The organism is Alterinioella sp. B-7, from assembly GCF_056857775.1.
This window is the reverse complement of record NZ_JBSXNT010000014.1, coordinates 1-19,980: the sequence shown is the minus strand read 5'-3', so window position 1 is coordinate 19,980 and position 19,980 is coordinate 1. Positions and strand designations below refer to the sequence as shown.

Sequence of the window (19,980 nt, the reverse complement as noted above, 5' to 3'; positions counted from 1 at the left end):
CTGCCCTTCCGGTCCGCGATCCGCTAAGGGGGCGATATGACAAAGACTAGTGACATGATCCGAGAAACCGCCGCCCGCGTGTTGCGCATCGAGGGCGAGGCCGTGAGTGCCATGGCCGACGCCTTGCCCGAGGATTTCGAAGCCGCGGTCGAGGCGATCTTGGCCGTGAAGGGCCGGGTGATCCTGTCGGGGATGGGCAAATCCGGCCATATCGCCCGCAAGATCTGCGCCACGCTGGCCTCGACCGGAACGCCCTCCTATTACGTGCATCCCGCCGAGGCGAGTCATGGCGATCTGGGCATGATCACTCCCGACGACCTCTGTATCCTGATGTCGAACTCCGGCGAGACCGCTGAACTTGGCGATCTGGTTGCCCATGCCGCGCGGTTTTCGATCCCGATGATCGGTGTCTCGAAAAACCCCGACAGCACCCTGATGAAGGCCGCCGATCTGCGCCTGACGCTTCCGCAGGCCACCGAGGCCTGTTCCATCGGCATGGTGCCCACCACCTCGACGACGCTGACGCTGGCGCTTGGCGATGCGCTGGCCGTCGCGGTGATGGAGCGGCGCGGTTTCTTGGCTGAACATTTCCGCACCTTCCATCCGGGCGGCAAATTGGGCGCGCAGCTGGCCAAGGTATCACAGCTGATGCATTCGGGTGCGGCGCTGCCGTTGGTCAGCGAGGCCATGACGATGCCCGATGTGCTTCTGGTGATGACCGAAAAGGGCTTTGGCATCGCTGGAGTGACGCGGGGCGACCGGCTGACGGGAGTGATCACCGACGGTGACTTGCGGCGCAACATGGATGGGCTGATGGACAAACGCGCGGGCGATGTCGCGACCCATGATCCACGCTCGATCGCGCCCGACATGCTGGCCGCCGAGGCGCTGGCGATGATGTCAGGCAAGATCACCGCGCTTTTCGTCGTGGACGGGCAGGGCGCGCCGGTCGGGCTGCTGCATCTGCACGACTGTCTGCGGGCAGGGGTCGTCTAACCCCGCCCCACGGCGTCATAGGCCTCGAACCCCGCCTTTTTCGCATCTTTCGCCGAATAGACATTGCGTAGATCAGCCATCCTGGGGGTCGCCATCTTCTTTGCTATCTTCGCAAGGTCCAGCGCCCGGAACTCGTTCCATTCCGTCAGGATCACCAGCAGATCGGCGTTGTTCACCGCCTTGTAAGGGTCGTCCATCCAGTTGACGCCGGGCAGCAGCGCCTCGCCTTCGCGTCGGCCCTGTGGGTCCACGACACGCACCTTGGCACCTGCCCCCACCAGCGCCGGGATCACGGTCAGCGCGGGGGCCGCGCGCATGTCATCGGTATTGGGTTTGAAGGTCACGCCCAGGATTGCGATGGTCTTGCCGTTGAAGACCCCGTCGCAGAGATCGCGCAGTTTTTCGATCATACGCGCCTTGATCGCCTCGTTCACCCGGATCACGGTCTCCACGATGTTCTGCGGCATTGCATGTTCCTGCCCGATCCGGGCCAAGGCGCTGGTGTCCTTGGGAAAGCACGACCCGCCATAGCCCGGCCCGGCATGCAGGAACTTGTTGCCGATGCGCCCGTCCAGCCCCATGCCGCGGCTAACCTCCTTCACATCCGCGCCGACCCGTTCACACAGCGCCGCGATCTCGTTGATGAAAGTGATCTTGGTCGCCAGGAACGCGTTGGCGGCGTATTTGATCATCTCGGCGCTTTCCAGATCGGTCAGCACGATGGGGAAATCGCGCAGGTAGAGCGGCCGGTAGATCTCTTCCATCACCTCTCCAGCGCGCTTGTTCTGCACGCCGACCACGACCCGGTCGGGCTTCATGAAATCGTCGATCGCAGCGCCTTCGCGCAGGAATTCCGGGTTCGAGGCGACGTCGAACTCGGTCTCCGGCACCGCCTTGAGCACCGCCTGCTTGATCTTGCGATTGGTGCCCACGGGGACGGTGGATTTGGTGACGATAACGGCATAATCGGTCAGCGCCTTCGCCACCTCTTCCGCTGCGGCCATCACGTAGGACAGGTCGGCATGGCCATCGCCACGCCGCGTCGGTGTGCCGACGGCGATGAACACGGCCTCGGCACCCTCGACGGCGGCCTTGAGGTCGGTGGTGAAGGAGAGTCGCCCGGCCTCGACGTTCTTTTCCATCAGCACATCAAGGCCCGGCTCGTAGATAGGCACCTCACCGGCCACCAGCCGGGCGATCTTGGCGGGATCCTTGTCGACGCAGATCACGTCATGGCCGAAATCTGAAAAACACACGCCGGAAACCAGGCCGACGTAGCCGGTTCCGATCATCGCGATACGCATCTTGTGACTGCCCCTATGCCTTTTGCACGAATCCTAGCACCGGGTCCGGATAAAAAGCGAGGGCTCAAACACGGTAATACTCGCGATACCATGCGACGAACCGTGCCACGCCCTCGCTGATGGGCGTTTCGGGGCGATCCCCAGTCAGCCGCTCCAGCAGGCCGGTATCGGCCCAAGTGGCGGGCACGTCGCCGGGCTGCATGTCCATGAAATTCTTCCGGGCACTTTGGCCAAGCGCGGCCTCAATGGCCTCGATGAACGTCATCAGGGGAACAGGGTCCGAATTGCCGATATTGACGATGCGAAAAGGCGCGACCGGGGACAGGCTGTCGCCCTCAGGGATTTCCTCGGGGGCCGTGGGACGGGCAGGGGGGGTATCGATCAAGCGGGCGATCCCGTCGACCAGATCCGTCACATAGGTGAAGTCGCGGCGCATTTGCCCGTGGTTGTAGATATCGATCGGCTCGCCCACCAGGATCGCCCTGGTGAACTTGAACAGCGCCATGTCAGGGCGCCCCCAGGGTCCGTAGACGGTGAAGAAGCGGAACATGCTCGTGGGCAGGTCGTAGAGATGCGCGTAGCTATGCGCCATCGCCTCATTCGCCTTCTTGGTGGCGGCATAAAACGACATCTGCCAATCGGCCTTCTGCGTCTCTGCATAAGGCATTTCGACACTTGCGCCATAGGCGGAGCTGGTCGAGGCCAGCAGCATATGCGCGGGCGGTTGGGCGCGGGCGGCTTCCAGCAGGCGGAAAGTCCCGATGAGGTTCGCCTCGACGTAAGATTCCGGATTCTCGATCGAATAGCGGACGCCCGCTTGTGCGGCGAGATGGATCGCGGCATCGGGCTGGTGCGCGGCAAAAAGGGTCTCCAGCACGCCGGGTGTTTCGATTCGGGATGTTTCGGTGCGAAACGAGGGGTGCTCCAGCAACAGCGCCTGTCGAGCCTTTTTCAGCGTGACATCGTAGTAATCGGTGAGCGCGTCAATGCCGATGACCTGCCAGCCCTCGGCCAGCAGGCGCTGACAGAGGTGAAAGCCGATGAACCCGGCGGATCCGGTGACGAGCGCGGTGCGGGGCGGGGCAGGGGGCATGGCCGCAGAGTCCTTTGCAGGGTCTTTCGAAAAGCCCTAGCAGCGCAGGCCCGCCCTACCAATCCCCTTCATCTCACACAAAGACGAACATGTCGGTATCGAATTCGGCGATGGTTGTGTTCTCGAAGCGGATGGTTGTGCCGTTGTCGTTGAGCACCACATCGCCGCCCTGCTGGGTCAGGCTCGCGATCAGCGCGTTGGCATTGGCATAGCTGGAATTGTCGATCTCGACCGTGTCCCAGGCCTCCATATCGGCAATGACCTGCGTGCCGCCATCGGTGGTGTCGAAGACGAAGGTATCTGCCCCGATGCCGCCGAAGAGGATGTTGTCGCCCGTGCCGCCTGCCAGCCGGTCGCCGCCCTGGCCGCGGATCCAGGCCTCCAGCGCGTCGGCGGAGGTGATCCGGAACTCGGCGCTCTGGGCGAAGCGGCTGACCACCTCGGCGCGGGTCAGGGCGCCCGAGTTGAGCTGCCCGGTCCAGGTGGCGAAGCCGCCCGCATCGGGGTTGCGATCGAGCACGTTGTTGTAGAGCAGGGTGACGAACTCGGCATTGGTGGTGTTGCCATAGCGGGTCTGGAACTCGACCGAATTGACGAAACCGGAGATCGCATCGAGATAGTCCCGGCCCTCGGCCAGCCGGGTGGTCCAGTCCTCGAAGCCGGTGGGGTCGGGGTTGCGGTCCAGCGTGGCCTGGTAGAGGCGGAACACGTTATCGGCCCAGGCGGCCTTCAGCCCGGCGCGACTGTAGGACATCACATCGATGATGGTACTGTTCTGGAACTCGGCGCTCTGGGCGAAGCGGTTGACCACCTCGGCGCGGGTCAAGCTGCCAGAGTTGAGCTGCCCGGTCCAGGTGGCGAAGCCGCCCGCATCGGGGTCGCGATCGAGCACATTGTTGTAGAGCAGGGTGACGAACTGGCCATTGGTGGTATTGCCGTAGCGGGTCTGGAACTCGGCCGAATTGACGAAATGCCCGGCGGCGACATCAAGGCTCATGCCGTCCAAGATGCTTCCGGTCCAGCCGATCAGCCCGCCCGGATCCGGCGCCCGGTCCAGTGTGGCTTGGTAAAGCCGAAATACCTGCGCCGAAACAGGGTCGAAGATGGCGTCGATAGACTCGCCATTCAGGATGTCGTTGTCCGCTCCACCGGAAAGGTTGTCATTCCCGTCACCGCCGAGAAGCGTGTCTTCTCCACCGGACCCGGCAAGCCGGTTCGCGGCGCCATTGCCGACGATCAGGTCATCGCCCGATCCGGCGATGTAGTTCTCGATCACCGTGCCGCGGGCGACCGCGACATTGCCGGTGTCGCCATTGATATTCCAGAAGCTGCCGCCATTGAGGTTGACAGACTGGTCATAGGTATCGGTGCTGAAATTGACCGTATCGATGCCGCCCTGGTCGTAGAGGGTCATCACGACCGCGCCGCCGCCGTAATAGTTGTTGGGGTCATGGCCCTCGAAGACGGCCGCGGCCAGGGTGCCCAGATAGCCGCCGACGGTTGACCCGACACCATAGGCCGTATTGCCTGCCGTCTGAGATCCGCTGCCCGGTGCCCCGTAGAGATTCTGGATCGCGATGATATCGGCCATCATGGCGGTGACGGGCTGGCCATAGCTGGCATTCACGGTGGTGTTCTCGGTCTGCGAGAAATAGGACATGACCGACAGCTGGTAACTGTCATTGGCGAAGGTTTCGTCCACGCCATATGTGGCCGCGCCGTTGTAATCGCCCTGATGTCCAAGCCCGAGCGCATGGCCAAGCTCATGCACATAGGTCGAGAAGGAATAATCGTCGATCTGGGTGCCGTAATTGGCCAGCCAGTTCGTGGAGACATTCACGAATGCCGATTGCGTGATCCCGCCGATCGCCGAATAGCTGGCATAGGCCCCCGACTGGTTATCATCGAAGGTGATCCGGGCGCTGCCCGTGATCTCGGTGAAAGTGATATCGGCGACGCTTTCCCAGGCTTCCATTGCCCATCTGGCCAGGCGTTGGCCATCCGCCGTCAGGCCGGTGATATTAACCGTGATGACATTGCTGGTCGAGGTGTCGAAGGCATGGCGCGCGCCGCCATTGTAGTTCCAGTAACCATCGGTCAGGTAGTTGGCCAGGTCATCCAGCGTGCCCACCGGGGCGGGTGTTGGCGGCGCGGCGGCATCGACAGTGACCTGGTAGGTTCCGGTCCCGGAATCGGCATAGGCGCGCGCGCTGATGTAATAGGTGCCGGTGGTGGCGGGCGTGAAGGTCAGCTGTGAATCGAACCCCGCACCGCCATCGTCATTGGAGGCGGTCAGCGCGCCGCCGGCATTGTAAAGGCGCAGATAGGGGTCGCTCAACTCGCCCGCGCCGCCGGTGCCGGACAGGTTGATCTCGTAGCTCTGGCCCGCAGTCAGCGTGATCGCCACCCAGTCATCATCGCCCAGGGTTTGCAGGGCCCCCGAGAACACATCCCCCACCGACATCACGTTGCTGGTGTTGGTATTCGCGGGCGAGGACACGATCTCGGCGACATTGGCGAAGGCCGGGTTGGAGAAGGGCACCGTCTGCGGGCCGAATGTTTCATAGCTGCATTCGGGGTCGAAGGGGCGAAAGGCGGTGCAGATGGTACACATACGGCAGAGGTCCTTGAGGTCGGGTTTCGAGGCGGCAGGCTAGGGAAGGTTTGTGGCCTCAGTGAGGCTGAGGGCGAAAAACGCGTAGAGGGCGGGGCCGGACGGGGCGTCGAGGACCCCGACATCAACGGACGGGCCGCGTTCGGGGCCGGTTGTGCCCTGCCACTCCAGATGCGCCGTGACATGGCTGTTGGTCATCGCTTCCGTGACCAGCGTCAACTGCAGCCCGGGATCCAGCGACTGCAGTTCGGGGCGGGCGTTCAGCGCGGCGCAAATCCCGGCCAGATGCGGGGCGTTCCCGGGCGTGTCCGCGGCGGGCGCGGCCCGACAGGTGACGGGGCGGGGGACGTCCAGCGCCTGCACCTCATGTATCCGGGTCTCGCCCAGAAGGATCATCGCACCCAGAAGCCCGCCCAGAAGCTCCATGCCCATTCCTGCTCCCGCTATCCGGAGATCGCACTCATGACGCTCTTCAGGAGGCGCCGCGACGACCTCCACCAGCGCCCTGTAAATAGCATGGCCGGGGCCGAAGAAAAGGCGGCGCCGTTTCCTTCGGCGACAATTCGCACATGCAGCATGTTTGCCTTGTGTCCCAAGCGCAGAACGCGCTACCTTACCGAGAGGCAGTTTCGGCAAGACCCCCGTATCTCGAGCTTTCGCGCCCGAAAGCTTCCCGGGACGTTATCTGGGCGGCGGTTGTTTTTGTGGCGAATGTGAATTTGAGGGGCGGGCGCGAACGCGGAATGCTGAAATTTATCAAAACCCTGACCCGTCGGCAAAAGCGTAACGTGCTGCTCTTGATCGACCTGATGCTGGTTCCGCTGGCGATGATTGCCGCCTTCGGCACCCAGGCCGATCCGCTGACACCGGTGGAAACGCTGAGCCTGCTGTTTCCGATTCTGCCCTACATGATCTTGATTGCTGCGGGCCTGGCGATCTGGCTGCGCATCCCGCAGATTCAGCTTAACGCCTATGAAGGGCGCGCGGTGGCCAGAAGCGGGGCCTTAGCGGTGCATCTGAGCTTTGCGCTGGCGGCCTTGTCCTGGCTCTTCGGCCTGGCGGTGCCGCCCGGTATCCTGGTGATCTTCGGGGCCGCATTCTTCCTGTTCTCCTATGCCAGCCGGATGCTGATGCTGTGGGGGGTCACCGCGATCTACAAGCGCGAGATCCCGCGCCGCCGGGTGCTGATCTACGGCGCCGGGACCACCGGCACGCAGCTGGCCGCGGCGCTGCGCAGCCATGAGGGTATCGATCCGGTCGCCTTCGTCGATGACAACACCGCGCTGCAGGGCGTGCAGATCGCGGGCCTGCCGGTCTTCACACCCGCCCGCATCGCCCAGATCGCCGAGGAAAGGCAGATCAGCCGGGTACTGTTGGCGATCCCGTCGCTGAGCCAGCCGAAGCAGGCGCAGATCGCCCGCCGTCTGCAGGGGATGGGGCTGGAGGTGCAGAGCCTGCCCTCCTTCGCGCAGCTTATCGGCGAGGAGCCGCTGGTCGAGAAACTGACCCCGGTGAAACCGGCCTATTTCCTGGGCCGGGCGCAGGCCGTCACATCGCTTGGTGAGGATTGCGCCAGCTATGCGGGCCGGGTGGTGCTGATTTCGGGGGCCGGCGGGTCGATCGGCTCGGAGCTGGCGCGCCAGGTGCTGGCCTGCCGCCCGGCCAAGCTGCTGCTCTACGAACTCGGCGAACTGGCGCTCTACAATATCGAGATGGAACTGCACCAGCAGGCCGAGGATGGCAAGGTGACCCTGGTGCCGATCCTTGGCTCGGTCACCGATCCGCGCCAGGTGCGCCAGGTGCTGACCAAGTATGGCGTGCAGGTGGTGATCCACGCCGCCGCCTATAAACATGTGCCACTGGTCGAGGCCAATCCGCTCTCGGGGCTGACCAACAATGTGCTCGGCACCCAGACCCTGGCCCGCGAGGCCGCCGAGATGGGGGTCGAGCGTTTCATTCTGGTCTCGTCGGACAAGGCGGTGCGCCCGATCTCGGTGATGGGAGCCTCGAAACGGCTGGCCGAACTTGTGGTCCAGGACCTGGCCGCGCGCGCCAGTGGCACAGTCTTCACCATGGTCCGTTTCGGCAATGTGCTCGGCTCCTCGGGATCGGTGGTGCCACTGTTCCAGGATCAGGTCAGCCGGGGCGGCCCGGTCACCGTGACCCATCCGGATGTCATGCGCTATTTCATGACCGTGCGCGAGGCGGTGCATCTGGTGCTGCGTGCCGGTGCCATGGCCTCGGGCGGCGAGGTCTTCGTGCTGGATATGGGCAAGGAGGTTGCGATCATGGACCTGGCCCGCCAGGTCATCGAGAGCGCCGGCTACACGGTGCGCGACGCGGCCACCCCCGACGGCGATATCGAGATCAACATCACCGGTCTCCGGCCCGGCGAAAAGCTGCGCGAGGAACTGACACTGAGCGGCGAGCGCTTGGTCACGGAACACCCCAAGATCTTCTGCGCCCGAGAGGCGCACCTGTCCGAGATCGAGGTCGCCTCGGCCCTGCGCGGCCTGCGTGAGGCGATTGCCACAGGCAGCCAGGATGCGGCCCGCGCCGTGGTCGATCGCTGGATCGAAACCGACCAGGACAGCATACCCGATCTGGAGCGCCGCGGCGGCTGAGCGCGGCCCCGCGACTGGTCTCGTGACTGGCCCTGTCACCGGAATGACGCGTTTTCACAAAACCGGCGATGGGGCCGCTTGATAAGGGCAAGAGCCCCGTGATCTAAAGGCCGCGATATCATGAGGGGCGCGGGCGTGCACAGGACATCTGGACAGGGCGGCAGGGCGCGGCGCGCGATCCTTCCGGGGGTAGTCGCGGGCCTGACCCTGCTGGCCCCCACGATGCCGGTGCCCGCCGACACGCTCACCGGCTATCGCCCGCCCGCGCCGCGCACGACGCTGAATTTCTACGGCAGCCCCGGCCTGATCGACATGCCCTCGGCCGGGGTCATGCCGGATGGTGAGTTCTCCACCACGCTGTCGCATTTCGGCGGCATCACCCGCAACACGCTGAGCTTCCAGATCACCCCGCGCCTGTCGGGCGCGTTCCGCTATTCGGCGACGGAAGGTTTGAACCTGGCGGGGTTCGAGACCTATTTCGACCGCAGTTTCGACATCCGCTACCAGGTCCTGCAGCAGCGTGAGGGCGGCTGGTGGCCCTCGGTTGCGATCGGCTTGCAGGATTTCGTCGGCACCGGGATCTATGCCGGCGAATATATCGTCGCCAGCCGCAGTTTCGGCGACACGCTGACCGTGACAGGCGGCGTCGGGTGGGGCCGGCTCGGCAGCCACGATCCCTTTGGCTCGCCGTTTTCCGAGACCCGGCCCAGTTTCGTGGCCGGCGATACCGGCGGCGAGTTCTCCGCCGATCAGTGGTTCCGCGGCCCGGCGGCGGTGTTCGGCGGCGTCGAATGGCAGCCCACCGACCGGTTGGGTTTCACCGTGGAATATTCCTCGGATGCCTATGTAGCCGAGACCGGGCAGGGCGTGTTCGAGCGCCGTAGCCCTTGGAATTTCGGCGTCGATTACCAGGTCAACCGCTCGCTGCGGATGGGCGCCTATTACATGTATGGCTCCGAGGTGGGGGTGAACTTCGCCTTCTCTTTCAACCCGGCCCGCCCGGCCGTGCCGCCAAGCTTCGAGCCCACGCCCGCGCCCTTCGCGCAACGCCCCGACCGCGGCGAGGCGCCTGAGCTGTGGTCCACCGACTGGGTCGCCGATCCGGCCGCCCGCCCCGGCCTCGGTGAGAGGCTGGCCGAGGGGCTGGCCGATGAGGGCCAGGAATTGCAGGCCTTCGACCTGCGTGCCGACACGGTCGAGATCCGGATAGAGAATAATCGCTATACCGCCGTTGCACAGGCCCTGGGCCGTTCGGCGCGCGTCATGGCCGAGGTGCTGCCGCCCTCGGTCGAGATTTTCCGCATCACGTTGATGGATGACGGGCTGCCGGTGTCGACCATGATCATCCGCCGGTCGGACCTCGAGGCGCTGGAGCAGGAACCCGATGCCGTGGGAGCGCTGCAGACCCTGGTCGGCCTCACCGCCGCCACGCCGACGGAGGAGGAAGACCTGGTCGAGGGGCTCTATCCCCGGTTCGACTGGTCGCTGCGCCCCTATACGCGGGCCAGCTATTTCGACCCCGACAATCCGATCCTGATGAACCTGGGGGTGCGGCTGCGCGGCTCGTACGAATTCCGTCCCGGCTGGCGGGTCGATGGCGCGCTGACCTACCGGCTGGTGGGCAATCTCGATCAGGCGCGGGTCTCGCCCTCGGCGCTGCCCGATGTGCGCACCAGTGGCGCCCGTTACGAGCAGCATGACGGCATCGCGCTGGAGACGCTGACGCTGAGCCATGCCCGCCCCTTGGGCAGTGATTTCTACGGCCGGGTGACGGTGGGCTACCTGGAACGTATGTATGGCGGCATCTCGGCCGAGATCCTGTGGCGCCCGGTGACCAGTCGCCTGGCCCTGGGGGCCGAGGTCAACTACGTCATGCAGCGCGATTACGATCTGGGCTTCGGCTTTCGCGACTACGATGTCGTGACCGGCCATGTCTCGGCCTATTACGACATGTCGAACGGCTATCACCTGCAACTGGATGTCGGGCGCTACCTGGCCGGCGACTGGGGCGCGACCATCGCCATCGACCGCGAATTCGCCAATGGCTGGAGCGTCGGCGCCTTCATGACGCTGACCGATGTCTCGGCCGAGGAATTCGGCGAGGGCTCCTTCGACAAGGGCATCCGCTTCTCGATTCCGGTTTCCTGGTTCACCGGCCAGCCGAGTCGGCGCGCCGTCGGCACCACGATCCGGCCCGTCACCCGCGATGGCGGGGCGCGGGTGCATGTGCCCGACCGGCTCTATGACCGGGTGCGCGCGGGCCATCTGGGCAATATCGACGATCAATGGGCACGGGTATGGCGATGAAACCTCTCCTTGCCTGTCTCGCCTGCCTGGTGCTGGCCTCCTGCGGGGCGCTCGGGGGCGGCCAGGGCGACAATGCCAGCACCGCGGCGCAGGCCCTGAACATGCTGCGCGGCGGGCTGTTCAACCGCGGCGATGATGCCGCCCCGCCACAGTTCACCGCCACCCGTGCCTCGCTGCGCGAGGCGGGAATCACGCAGCCGGTGCTGGTCGCCCGAATCGAGGCGCTCGGCATCTCGGCGGGGCTTCTGCAATACGAGGAGGTGCGCGGTGCCATTGTCTGGCGCAGCCTGGATGGCGATACGATCACCACAGCGGGCGGGCTTTTGCGCAACACGCGCGGCTTCGGCACCGATCTGCACAGCCTGGAGACCGCACCGCTGGCACAGGCCCTGGCCGAGGGCGGTGCAACCGAATATGCCCGTCTTTTCAGGGGCTTGGATGGGCTGAATCAGGTCGAGACGCATCGGCTCTATTGTCGGCTGGAACCGCAAGCCCGTGAACGCGTTGACGTTCTGGGGCGCGGCTATGACACGCAGCTTTACCAGGAGACCTGCAACGCGCAGGACCGCCCCGCGCCGATCTTCGTCAATACCTATTGGCAGGGGGCGGGCGGCACGATTTGGCAATCGCGGCAATGGGCGGGGCCGGAACTGGGCTATGTGGAGCTTGAAGAGGTGCGAAATTAGGCATGTGACGAAACACATGGCGATTTTTGGCCAAACCCGCCCCTCCTTTGTTGAACAGCCCCCGCGCCCGTGATAAATCCTACGTTGAAATGAATTGGAGACCGGCTCGATGAAACTCTCGAAGACCTTTTTGGCTGTCGCAACGGCAGCAACCTTCGCTGCAACCGCGGCAAGCGCAATCTCTGTCGACCAGTGCAACGAGCTTGGCGGCGCAGTGAACCTGGCCACCGGGTCCTGCACGCTGACCGCGGCACAGGCCGAGGCAGGTCGCGCGCTTGGCTACCTGCCCGGCGGCGCGCCCACTACCACGACCGCTGGTCTGGGTGGCACCACCGTGAACGGCGGGACCATCGCAGCCGCCGCTGGCGGCTTGGCCTTGGCCGTGATCCTGATCGGGGATGACGACTCCTCGGGCTCGACCACCACGACCACCGGCACCAGCGACTAAGCTGTCCCGGCATTTGTAGAACAGGAAAACGGCCTCCTTTCTGGGGGTCGTTTTTTCATGGGTGTATTTCCAATATCAGAAGCGTCGTTTGGACCCAGGCTGCACCAGAAAGCCCTAGGGGCTTTCTGGTGCGCGTCTGTCGCGCAGTGATAGCAGATCCCATCGCGGCTGAACTGCGAAATCAAACGTCAGCGAAGGGCTCCGAAAAGAGATTTCGCGCTGTGCTGCCAGTGAAATCGGAGCCCCGAGCTTTAATGAAAAAACGGTCCCTGGTTCTAGGGTGACGACGCCGTGGACACAGTCTGCGGGGGTGTAAAGCAGGCCGTCTCCCGGAGACAATATTATAGACGGTACTGGCCCGCCCTGCGCGCATTTGGAGACCTTGAGCCAGAAGAACTGGGCGCGACCTTGCAAGACATAAACAAGTTTCTTCTGTCCCAGCGGCGCGACCTGATAGTGCAATCCACGGAGCGTTCCTGCGACAGTTGAGTGCAGAATATTCTCGAGTGCGGGATCGAAGGATAGGCCGACGGCTGTCAAGCCCGCGCGGTCGAACGCCTCGTGGCTGTTGCCTCTTGCGTCGGAAAAACTCGGGCCCTTAAAATGCCAAGCCCCGTGGGCAAGTGCCTTGTTGCCGGGCCTTACCTTAGCCGGTTTCATTCTCGACGAACCATTCGTAGGTTTGACGCAAGCCATCCTCAAGCGAAATTCGCGGTTGCCAGCCAAGTGCCTGCAACTTGGCCGCAGACATTAGCTTGCGCGGGGTGCCATCGGGCTTGCTGAGATCATGACGCAATTCACCCTCAAGTCCAATGACATCCATTACTAGGCGTGCAAGATCGGCGATGGGCAGATCGACGCCGCTGCCGATGTTGATATGCTCAAATTCTTCATATTGCTGCAAAACAAAAACCGCTGCATCTGCCAAGTCGTCGACATGAAGGAACTCCCGAAGCGGCGTCCCTGTGCCCCAGATCTCCATCCCGTTTTCGTTGGCGATTTTCGCCTGATGGGCCTTGCGCATCAAAGCAGGGATCACATGGCTGCTCTGAAGATCGAAATTGTCGTGAGGGCCATAGAGATTTGTCGGCATCGCCGAGACGAAGCGCGCGCCATATTGCTTCATATAGGCTTGGCACAGCTTGATACCGGCGATCTTGGCTATCGCGTACCATTCGTTCGTGGGCTCTAGCGGACCGGTCAGTAGCGCATCTTCGGTAATCGGTTGCGGGGCCATCTTGGGGTAGATGCAGGACGACCCCAGAAACAGCAGTTTTTCCACTCCGGCGTCATGACTGTGACGGATCACGTTGTTCTGGATGGCTAGATTCTCATAAAGAAAGTCCACTGGATAGGTGTCATTGGCAAGAATACCGCCCACCTTGGCGGCGGCCAGCACGACCTGGTCGGGCTTCATGTCGCCGAGCCATTGCGAAACAGCCCCGCTGTCAGTCAGGTCAAGTTCTTGGCGGGAGGCAGTTAGGATTTCGCAATCCTCGCACTCTAGCCGACGAGCGATGGCAGATCCGACCATTCCGCGATGGCCAGAAACCCAAATTTTCTTACCTTTCAATGTTCTGATCCTCTAATCTGTGCTTCACGGGAGATGGTTTCACAGCTCTTAGCGGAAAGCGTCGGGGGTTGCAAAATGCTGGGGTAGATCAAAACAGAAAAAGGATGACACATCGGTGAAGTTTGCGCGCGACATGCGTGTAGAGGGCCATGTCTTCAGCGTTGCCTTCTCAATATAGGCGACAAGCCTGCCGTCGGGAACCACTTCTTCGCCCGTCAGCTCGGCCTGAAGCCGTGCTACACGCCGGTGAAAAGCCCGCAGAGCAATGGCATCTCGGAGGCTTTCGTTAATACGCTCAAGCGGGATTACGTGCACATCACGCCGCTGTTCGACGCCGCTACCGTCCTCGGCTTGATCGCTGAGTGGTTCCAGGACTACAACGACAATCACCCGCACTCGGGGCTGAAGATGCGCTCACCACGCGAGTTCACCGCAGCCCAAACCGCAACCGCCTGAGTGTCCGGTAAAACGGGGGCCAGTTCAAACCGGTACCGATGACCGAGAAATTGTACACAGCCCTATCGCCGCATGTTGAGGTTGATTAAGGACTCCACTATGCAGCTCACAAGCCTTTTCTGGAAAGGGAGATACGGCCCGATCCGCCTGTCGAATACCTTTGGAACAAACCATTCAAGGAAGCCGTTTTGTCCCGCCTATTTGTTATCGATCCGGTCTGTGCCATGGAGTATGGCCACAGCCTGAATGCCCTGAAATATTTCACCCAGATGGCGGCTCCTTATTTCGACGAAGCTATGATGGTGGCCTCGCGCCATCTGCCAGGCGAGACCGAAGAGGACGGAATAGAGCGGTTTTTTGAGTTTCACTACGGTCAAATACTGAAGATCGAACGCCGTCCGGCCAACCGGCCCATGATCTCAGCTGCATATAAACAAGGCGGGCCTCGATCGCTCTCGGCGGTGGATTTCAGCCGTTTGCTGAATCATTACCAGATATCTCAGAGCGATACGCTGCTGTTTCCCAGCATTGATTATTATGCTGCTGTTGGCATTCTGGCCGCGCTTAGCGGGCGGCACCCTGAAAGTCGGCCGCGGCTGTTGATCCGGCTGATCGGTGTGATGGAGGCCGCCGCGATCGACATGGTGCCTGCAGTGGCGCTTAATGATGTGATCGCCCGTTTGAAAAGCTATGAACAGGAAGGCGGCGTGGTGACATTATGTACTGAAACACCGAAATATGCGCGCAAGCTTAGCGGCATGATGGGCTATGAGATCATGACGGTACCCTATTTTTCACCCGAGATCACGGCGCTGGACCTGCCAAAATCGGGCCCGATCACCTTTCTGGCGGGTGGCAGCGCGCGCCAGGACAAGGGGTTTTTCCGACTTAAACCAATTATAGACCAAGTGCATGATCAGATCGATGCGGCGGACGTGCGGTTTATCATCCAAGGCCTACCCGACGACTTGGTCCAAAAGAATCTCGACTATCTGCGTAGACTGTATGCCCTGCCCAATACAGAAGTACTGCCCGGCCAGATTTCCTATCAGGAGATCAAGCGCTCTTTTGCCGAGAGCCATGTCAGCCTGATGCCCTATGACCAATCCGTTTATGAGATGCGTGGATCGGCCATGCTGATGGAATCCATGCTGTTCGAACGAATGGTGATCTGCCAGGCGGGCACCGGCTTCGCCGATCAGGCCCGACTTTATAGGGCTGGCGACATTTGCGTCAGTGACGCAGATTTTGCCGACGTTATCTGTACCTATGCGCGTATGTCACCCGATCACATTCGCGAATATGCGGGTCTGGCGCGCAAATACTACCTCAAGGAAGTGGCCAAAGCCTGCAAGATCTGGATTTCAGGGGCAGCGGCATGATCAGCCTGAATAAGAAATCTGCTGCGCGCGGGGTATCTGACAAGCCGCGCCTGCTGTTCGTCGATCATGTCTTTCACACTAAGACCCGGTCCTTTGATTTCCTGATTGATATCCTCAAGAGCAGCTTTGACGTACATGCGGTTTATGTGGATCCTAAGACGTGGGTGGATATTTCACAGCTGGAAGATCCGGCCGAATATGTTGTCATCGCGCAAATGGATTTTCTGACCCCGGCCTTTATCGCCGCGGGCAAGCGCGTCACGGTGGTGCAGATGTATGACGGCTCGGCCGGGTTGCCGGATGCGCATTACCAGTTGAACCGCCAGGCTCGGTATCTGAACTTCTCGGTGTCGTTGCATGCGCGGGCGCTATCGCAGGGTGCGGAAAGCCACCTTGTGCGCTATTTTACCAACCCCACGTCGGTGAAGGTGGTGCAGGATTTCTCCACCTTGCGCGGGTTTTTCTGGCAGCGCCTGCCGAAATCAGGGGTCAACCTGAACACCGTGCGGCGGCTGGTGGGCAGCCAACTGGACTGCCTGCATGTTCACACGCCAGCCGATGACGGTAGCTCCTTCGATCCCACGGCCCTCGACGGTTTCGAATGTGAGGTTACCACATCGAACTGGTTCGAAAAGCAGTCCGATTTCACCGAACTTATGGATGGCTGCAATGTGTTCATTGCACCGCGCCAGGCCGAAGGGATCGGGCATGCTTTCCTAGAGGCGTTGGCGCGCGGCATGTTAGTTATCGCTTGGGACCAGCCGACCCATAACGAATATATCAGCAACTGGCTTAACGGTGTGCTGTTCTCCGACCAGGTGGATCAAATTCAGCTAGAAAGAAAATCGATAGAGAAGCTATCTGCCAATGCACGGTTGACCATGGAGCTTGGGTATCAGATCTGGTCCAAGAGCCATGATAGCATTGTCCGATTTGTATCGGGTGCGAAACCGGCACAGATTCCACCTATTGAGGGAATGAGCAGGACGATCCAAGAGATAATGAATGCCTACCAACAGGGGATAGAAGCGTATTCCAGGGCGCTCAGCGTCCATCCCGAGTTTTGTAGGACACTTGGAAGCTGGAATTGTCTGCAAGCTGAACTGAACCAGCGTAGACAGCCCGAAGAGTCAACTGAGGGATCCTGCAAGGCGTTCTTTTTCTTCGGGTATAATAGTGCAGAAAGCATTCTGGCCAATGGATGGTCTGATCCTGAACCGTCTCACCTCTGGGCCATCCAGCATGAGGCCGGGCTAATGATTCCGCTGGATGGCGGGTTACGTATAACCTCTATTGAGCTGGAGGCGCGCGGGCTGGCACAATATCCTTTGCGCATATTTTTCAATGGTATTGAAATTGGCGAAATCATGCTTGAGGAGAGTTTTTCGTCACATCAGCTTCGCGTTCCGGCGAATGTTTTTGACACAGACAAGGGTAGCCTGTCGGTCGTCCTGCGTGTGGATGAAGAGGTTGAAATTCCAAATGTGGAGAGTCGCCCGCTCAGCTTTGCTGTCAAATCCATGGCGCTGTCAGCATAGTGACTTTGGCTTGAGCGGTGACCTGAGACCCAACTCTCCTCCAGATTTCGGGAGAATCCGCAGGTTGATGTATGGGGCTACGCAGCGCGCATTTCCAGCCCCTTCTTAGCCATGAACTCGACCAGCACTATCCGCTCCATGCAATTGGAACACGTTCTCGCCAGATCGAGCCCGACCGTGATAATCTCCGACATGACCGTCCTCCTTTGTGGATCATCGCAGACCAACCTTGGCACATCGATGCCGTCGGGGGGCGGTCACATCATCAGAGCCCTGACCTGCCCCCAAAGAACTGGGCCATTCAAAAGGAGAGTTTGTTCTCGTAACGTTCGAAGCAACGAGGAGAACAGACGATGGAGATATGCGCAGAAGTTGGTGACGCCTGATCAGGCGGCGACTTGAACGTGGCGGAGGCCGTCGCGGAACTCAACCCCTTCGATGATCTGGGGTAGGCGGTTTCGACCGTCGAGTTTGCGCCATTTTCCCTGTGCTGACATCATCAGCTTGAATGCCATGGCCAGTCCGGTCTTCCGGCTCAGACACGCCTTGGTCCTCTTGGTGCGGTGCCGGACGGTGGCAAAGGTGCTTTCGATCGGGTTGGACGTCCGGATGTGCTTCCAGTGTTCAGCCGGGTAGTCATAGAAGGTCAGCAGCACATCGCGGTCTTTGACCAGCTTGGCGACCGCCTTGTCCCATTTCACCCCGTAGGTTTCGACGAAGAAATCGAAAGCGGCGTTCGCCTCGGCGCGGGTTTCTGCTTGCCAGATGTCGTGCAGATGCGCTTTAGCCTTTGCTTGTAGGGAATTCGGCATCGCGTTGAGCACGTTCATGGTCTTGTGGACCCAGCACCTTTGCTCCCTGGTTGTGGCGAACACCTCGCGCAGCGCCGTCCAGAACCCCAGCGCACCGTCACCGACGGCCAGCTTGGGATCCTGCTTCAGGCCACGCCGCTTGAGATCGAGTAACACCTCGCGCCAGCTCTCGGTGCTTTCGCGGAAGCCGTCGGTCATGGCCAACAGCTCCTTGCGGCCATATTCGTCGGCCCCGACAATCACCAGAACGCATTGCTTTTCCTCAGACATTCTCGGTTTGAAATAGACCCCGTCGGCCCAGATGTAGAGAAAACGCCGGGCGCTGAGATCGCGGTTTTCCCAAGCCTGGTACTCTTTCCACCAATCTGCCTTGAGACGTGTGATCGTCTTGGCGGACAAGCCATTGGCGTTCGGACCGAGCAGAGCGGCAAGGGCTTCGCTGAAATCACCGGTCGACACGCCTTTGAGGTAAAGCCACGGCAGCAGTTCCTCGACCGATTTCGCCTTGCGCAAGTAGCGCGGCAGAATGCTGGGCGTGAACGTGATCCGGTTTTCACCAGGCCCGCGATCCCGGACACGCGGAACCTTGACAGCGACCGGGCCAATGCCCGTCAGCACCTCGCGTTCCGGCAAGTGGCCATGCCGGACCAACCTGGCGCGACCGTCTTCGAGCTTTTCATCGGCGAACCCCGCCATCAGCGCGGTCAGTTCCGCCTCGATCGCTTGTTCGATCAGTTTCCGCGCCCCTTCCCGGATGACACCGGTCAAAGGGTCCGAGGAAAATCCGGATGGATCAGGCAGCGTTGCAATGGTAGTCTTTGACATGTGGCATATCCCTTTCTCTGCAGAGAATTGACGGCGTCTGAACACCGCCATGATATGCCGCCCCTCAGGGCATCACCAACTTTCGCGCATTTCTCCAGACGATGCGCAAATCACGTTTCACCGAAGAACAGATTGTCGGGATCCTGCAGCAGTGTGCGGCGGGGGCGAAGGTCTCGGAGCTGTGCCGCAAGCACGGCATGTCAGATGCGACACTTTACAAGTGGAAGGCCAAGTATGGCGGCATGACGGTTTCGGAGTTGCGGCGGCTGAAGGCTCTTGAGGCGGAAAATGCCGAACTGAAGCGCCTTCTGGCCGATGCCATGCTCGACAACGCCGGCCTGAAGGGACTGCTAGCAAAAAACTCCTGACGCCTGTACGCCGCCGGGATGCCGTGAAGACGCTGATGGACGAACATCAGTTTTCGGAGCGGCGAGCGTGCAGGCTGGTCGGGATTTCACGGTCGAGCCTGGCCTATCAGGCGCGACCGGACCGCCACGCGCGGTTGAGGGAACGCCTGATCACGCTGTCAGGCAAGCACCGGAGGTATGGCTATCGCATGTTGCATGCCAAACTGGTCCGCGAGGGCTTCAGGGTGAACGTGAAGGTCGTCGAGCGGATCTACCGCGAGGAGCGGCTCTGGCTACGCCGCACCAAGCGCAAGAAGATCCCGCGCGAAGGCCGTGAGGGTGCCTGGTGCCCGGTTGCCGCCAACCAGCGTTGGTCGCTCGACTTCACCAGCGACGCGCTGGCCAATGGTCGCAAGTTCCGCACCGCTAACCTCAAGGACGATTGCACCCGGGAATGCCCGGCGATCGAGGTGGATTTCTCGCTGCCGGGAGAGCGCGTCGTGGATATGCTGGAGCGCGTGGCCCGTGAGAGGGGATACCCCGATATCCTAGTCGTTGATAACGGCCCGGAACTGCGCGGGCGGGCGCTGGATGGATGGGCCGATGATCACGGCGTCCAGCTGTATTTCATCGACCCCGGCAAGCCGACCCAGAACGCCTACATCGAGAGTTTCAATGGCCGATACCGTGAAGAATGCCTGAACCAGCATTGGTTCACCAGCATTGGCGAGGCCCGCGAGATCATCGAAGCCTGGAGGATCGATTACAACACGGAGCGCCCGCACAGCAGCCTGAAGTATCAGACCCCAGAGGAGTTCGCAGCCGCGAGGCCCTTCGACAAAACGCAATGGGCGCAGCCGCTTGAGCTACTTGATGGCTCCGCGCCTGCGCCCATTGCTCACGCCGCCGAATGATGGCACACAAAAGGAGAACAAGCTCGATTTAAGAGTGGCCCCGAAAAAAGGGGCAGGTCAC

15 protein-coding genes and 1 pseudogene are annotated in these 19,980 nt (G+C 61.4%); 9 read left to right on the top strand and 7 right to left on the bottom strand.

Annotated elements, in window-relative coordinates; all coding sequences use genetic code 11:
* Positions 1–36: 36 nt before the first annotated feature.
* A complete protein-coding gene (locus tag AC13C7_RS00790) occupies positions 37–996 on the top strand; it encodes a KpsF/GutQ family sugar-phosphate isomerase (protein WP_482866292.1) in 960 nt (319 codons plus the stop codon).
* On the opposite strand, the gene AC13C7_RS00785 is transcribed toward AC13C7_RS00790, so the two are convergent.
* The 4 genes from AC13C7_RS00785 to AC13C7_RS00770 all read right to left on the bottom strand — a co-directional run bounded on the left by AC13C7_RS00785 (position 993) and on the right by AC13C7_RS00770 (position 6,433).
* Positions 993–2,300, bottom strand: a complete 1,308-nt coding sequence (locus AC13C7_RS00785) for a UDP-glucose dehydrogenase family protein (protein ID WP_482866291.1) — start codon at positions 2,298–2,300, stop codon at positions 993–995. The genes AC13C7_RS00790 and AC13C7_RS00785 overlap by 4 nt on opposite strands.
* Before the next feature lie 64 nt (positions 2,301–2,364).
* Positions 2,365–3,393 carry an NAD-dependent epimerase/dehydratase family protein gene (locus AC13C7_RS00780; RefSeq protein WP_482866290.1) on the bottom strand — a complete coding sequence of 343 codons (1,029 nt, stop codon included), beginning with the start codon at positions 3,391–3,393 and terminating at the stop codon, positions 2,365–2,367.
* A 73-nt stretch (positions 3,394–3,466) separates the two neighbouring features.
* Positions 3,467–6,007, bottom strand: coding sequence for a DUF4214 domain-containing protein (locus AC13C7_RS00775; protein WP_482866289.1), 2,541 nt, complete (start codon positions 6,005–6,007; stop codon positions 3,467–3,469).
* Positions 6,008–6,046: 39 nt separating this feature from the next.
* Entirely contained in the window at positions 6,047–6,433 is a 387-nt protein-coding gene (locus AC13C7_RS00770) for a hypothetical protein (protein ID WP_482866288.1), read from the bottom strand.
* A gap of 317 nt (positions 6,434–6,750) precedes the next feature.
* Between AC13C7_RS00770 and AC13C7_RS00765 the strand changes: the two genes are divergently transcribed.
* The 4 genes from AC13C7_RS00765 (at position 6,751) to AC13C7_RS00750 (ending at position 12,072) form a co-directional block, all read left to right on the top strand.
* Positions 6,751–8,631, top strand: a complete 1,881-nt coding sequence (locus AC13C7_RS00765; RefSeq protein ID WP_482866287.1) for a polysaccharide biosynthesis protein — start codon at positions 6,751–6,753, stop codon at positions 8,629–8,631.
* Positions 8,632–8,766: 135 nt separating this feature from the next.
* A complete protein-coding gene (locus AC13C7_RS00760) occupies positions 8,767–10,938 on the top strand; it encodes a YjbH domain-containing protein (protein WP_482866286.1) in 2,172 nt (723 codons plus the stop codon).
* Positions 10,935–11,624: a YjbF family lipoprotein gene (locus tag AC13C7_RS00755; RefSeq protein ID WP_482866285.1), complete on the top strand. Its 690-nt coding sequence runs from the start codon at positions 10,935–10,937 to the stop codon at positions 11,622–11,624. Before AC13C7_RS00760 ends, AC13C7_RS00755 begins: the two co-directional genes overlap by 4 nt.
* Before the next feature lie 109 nt (positions 11,625–11,733).
* Positions 11,734–12,072, top strand: coding sequence for a hypothetical protein (locus AC13C7_RS00750; RefSeq protein WP_482866284.1), 339 nt, complete (start codon positions 11,734–11,736; stop codon positions 12,070–12,072).
* A 114-nt stretch (positions 12,073–12,186) separates the two neighbouring features.
* On the opposite strand, the gene AC13C7_RS00745 is transcribed toward AC13C7_RS00750, so the two are convergent.
* Positions 12,187–12,732: a dTDP-4-dehydrorhamnose 3,5-epimerase family protein gene (locus AC13C7_RS00745; RefSeq protein WP_482866283.1), complete on the bottom strand. Its 546-nt coding sequence runs from the start codon at positions 12,730–12,732 to the stop codon at positions 12,187–12,189.
* Positions 12,719–13,645, bottom strand: a complete 927-nt coding sequence (gene fcl / locus AC13C7_RS00740) for a GDP-L-fucose synthase (protein WP_482866282.1) — start codon at positions 13,643–13,645, stop codon at positions 12,719–12,721. Before fcl ends, AC13C7_RS00745 begins: the two co-directional genes overlap by 14 nt.
* 207 nt (positions 13,646–13,852) lie before the next feature.
* On the opposite strand from fcl, the pseudogene AC13C7_RS00735 reads away from it, so the two are divergent.
* The 3 genes and pseudogenes from AC13C7_RS00735 to AC13C7_RS00725 all read left to right on the top strand — a co-directional run.
* Positions 13,853–14,101 (top strand): annotated as a pseudogene (locus tag AC13C7_RS00735) (integrase core domain-containing protein); the annotation flags it as partial.
* 224 nt (positions 14,102–14,325) lie between these two features.
* Entirely contained in the window at positions 14,326–15,483 is a 1,158-nt protein-coding gene (locus tag AC13C7_RS00730; RefSeq protein WP_482866281.1) for a glycosyltransferase family protein, read from the top strand.
* Positions 15,480–17,021 carry a glycosyltransferase gene (locus tag AC13C7_RS00725; RefSeq protein ID WP_482866280.1) on the top strand — a complete coding sequence of 514 codons (1,542 nt, stop codon included), beginning with the start codon at positions 15,480–15,482 and terminating at the stop codon, positions 17,019–17,021. The genes AC13C7_RS00730 and AC13C7_RS00725 overlap by 4 nt, the downstream gene beginning before the upstream one ends.
* 386 nt (positions 17,022–17,407) lie before the next feature.
* Here the strand turns inward: AC13C7_RS00725 and AC13C7_RS00720 are convergent, their stop codons facing one another.
* Positions 17,408–18,658 (bottom strand): IS256 family transposase, encoded by a 1,251-nt coding sequence (locus AC13C7_RS00720; RefSeq protein WP_446170172.1) that lies wholly within the window; start codon positions 18,656–18,658, stop codon positions 17,408–17,410.
* Between the two features lie 101 nt (positions 18,659–18,759).
* On the opposite strand from AC13C7_RS00720, the gene AC13C7_RS00715 reads away from it, so the two are divergent.
* A protein-coding gene (locus tag AC13C7_RS00715; protein WP_482866279.1) for an IS3 family transposase occupies positions 18,760–19,919 on the top strand; the annotation gives its coding sequence in 2 pieces (ribosomal slippage) (positions 18,760–19,012 and positions 19,012–19,919; 1,161 coding nt in all).
* The last annotated feature ends 61 nt before the right edge of the window (positions 19,920–19,980 follow it).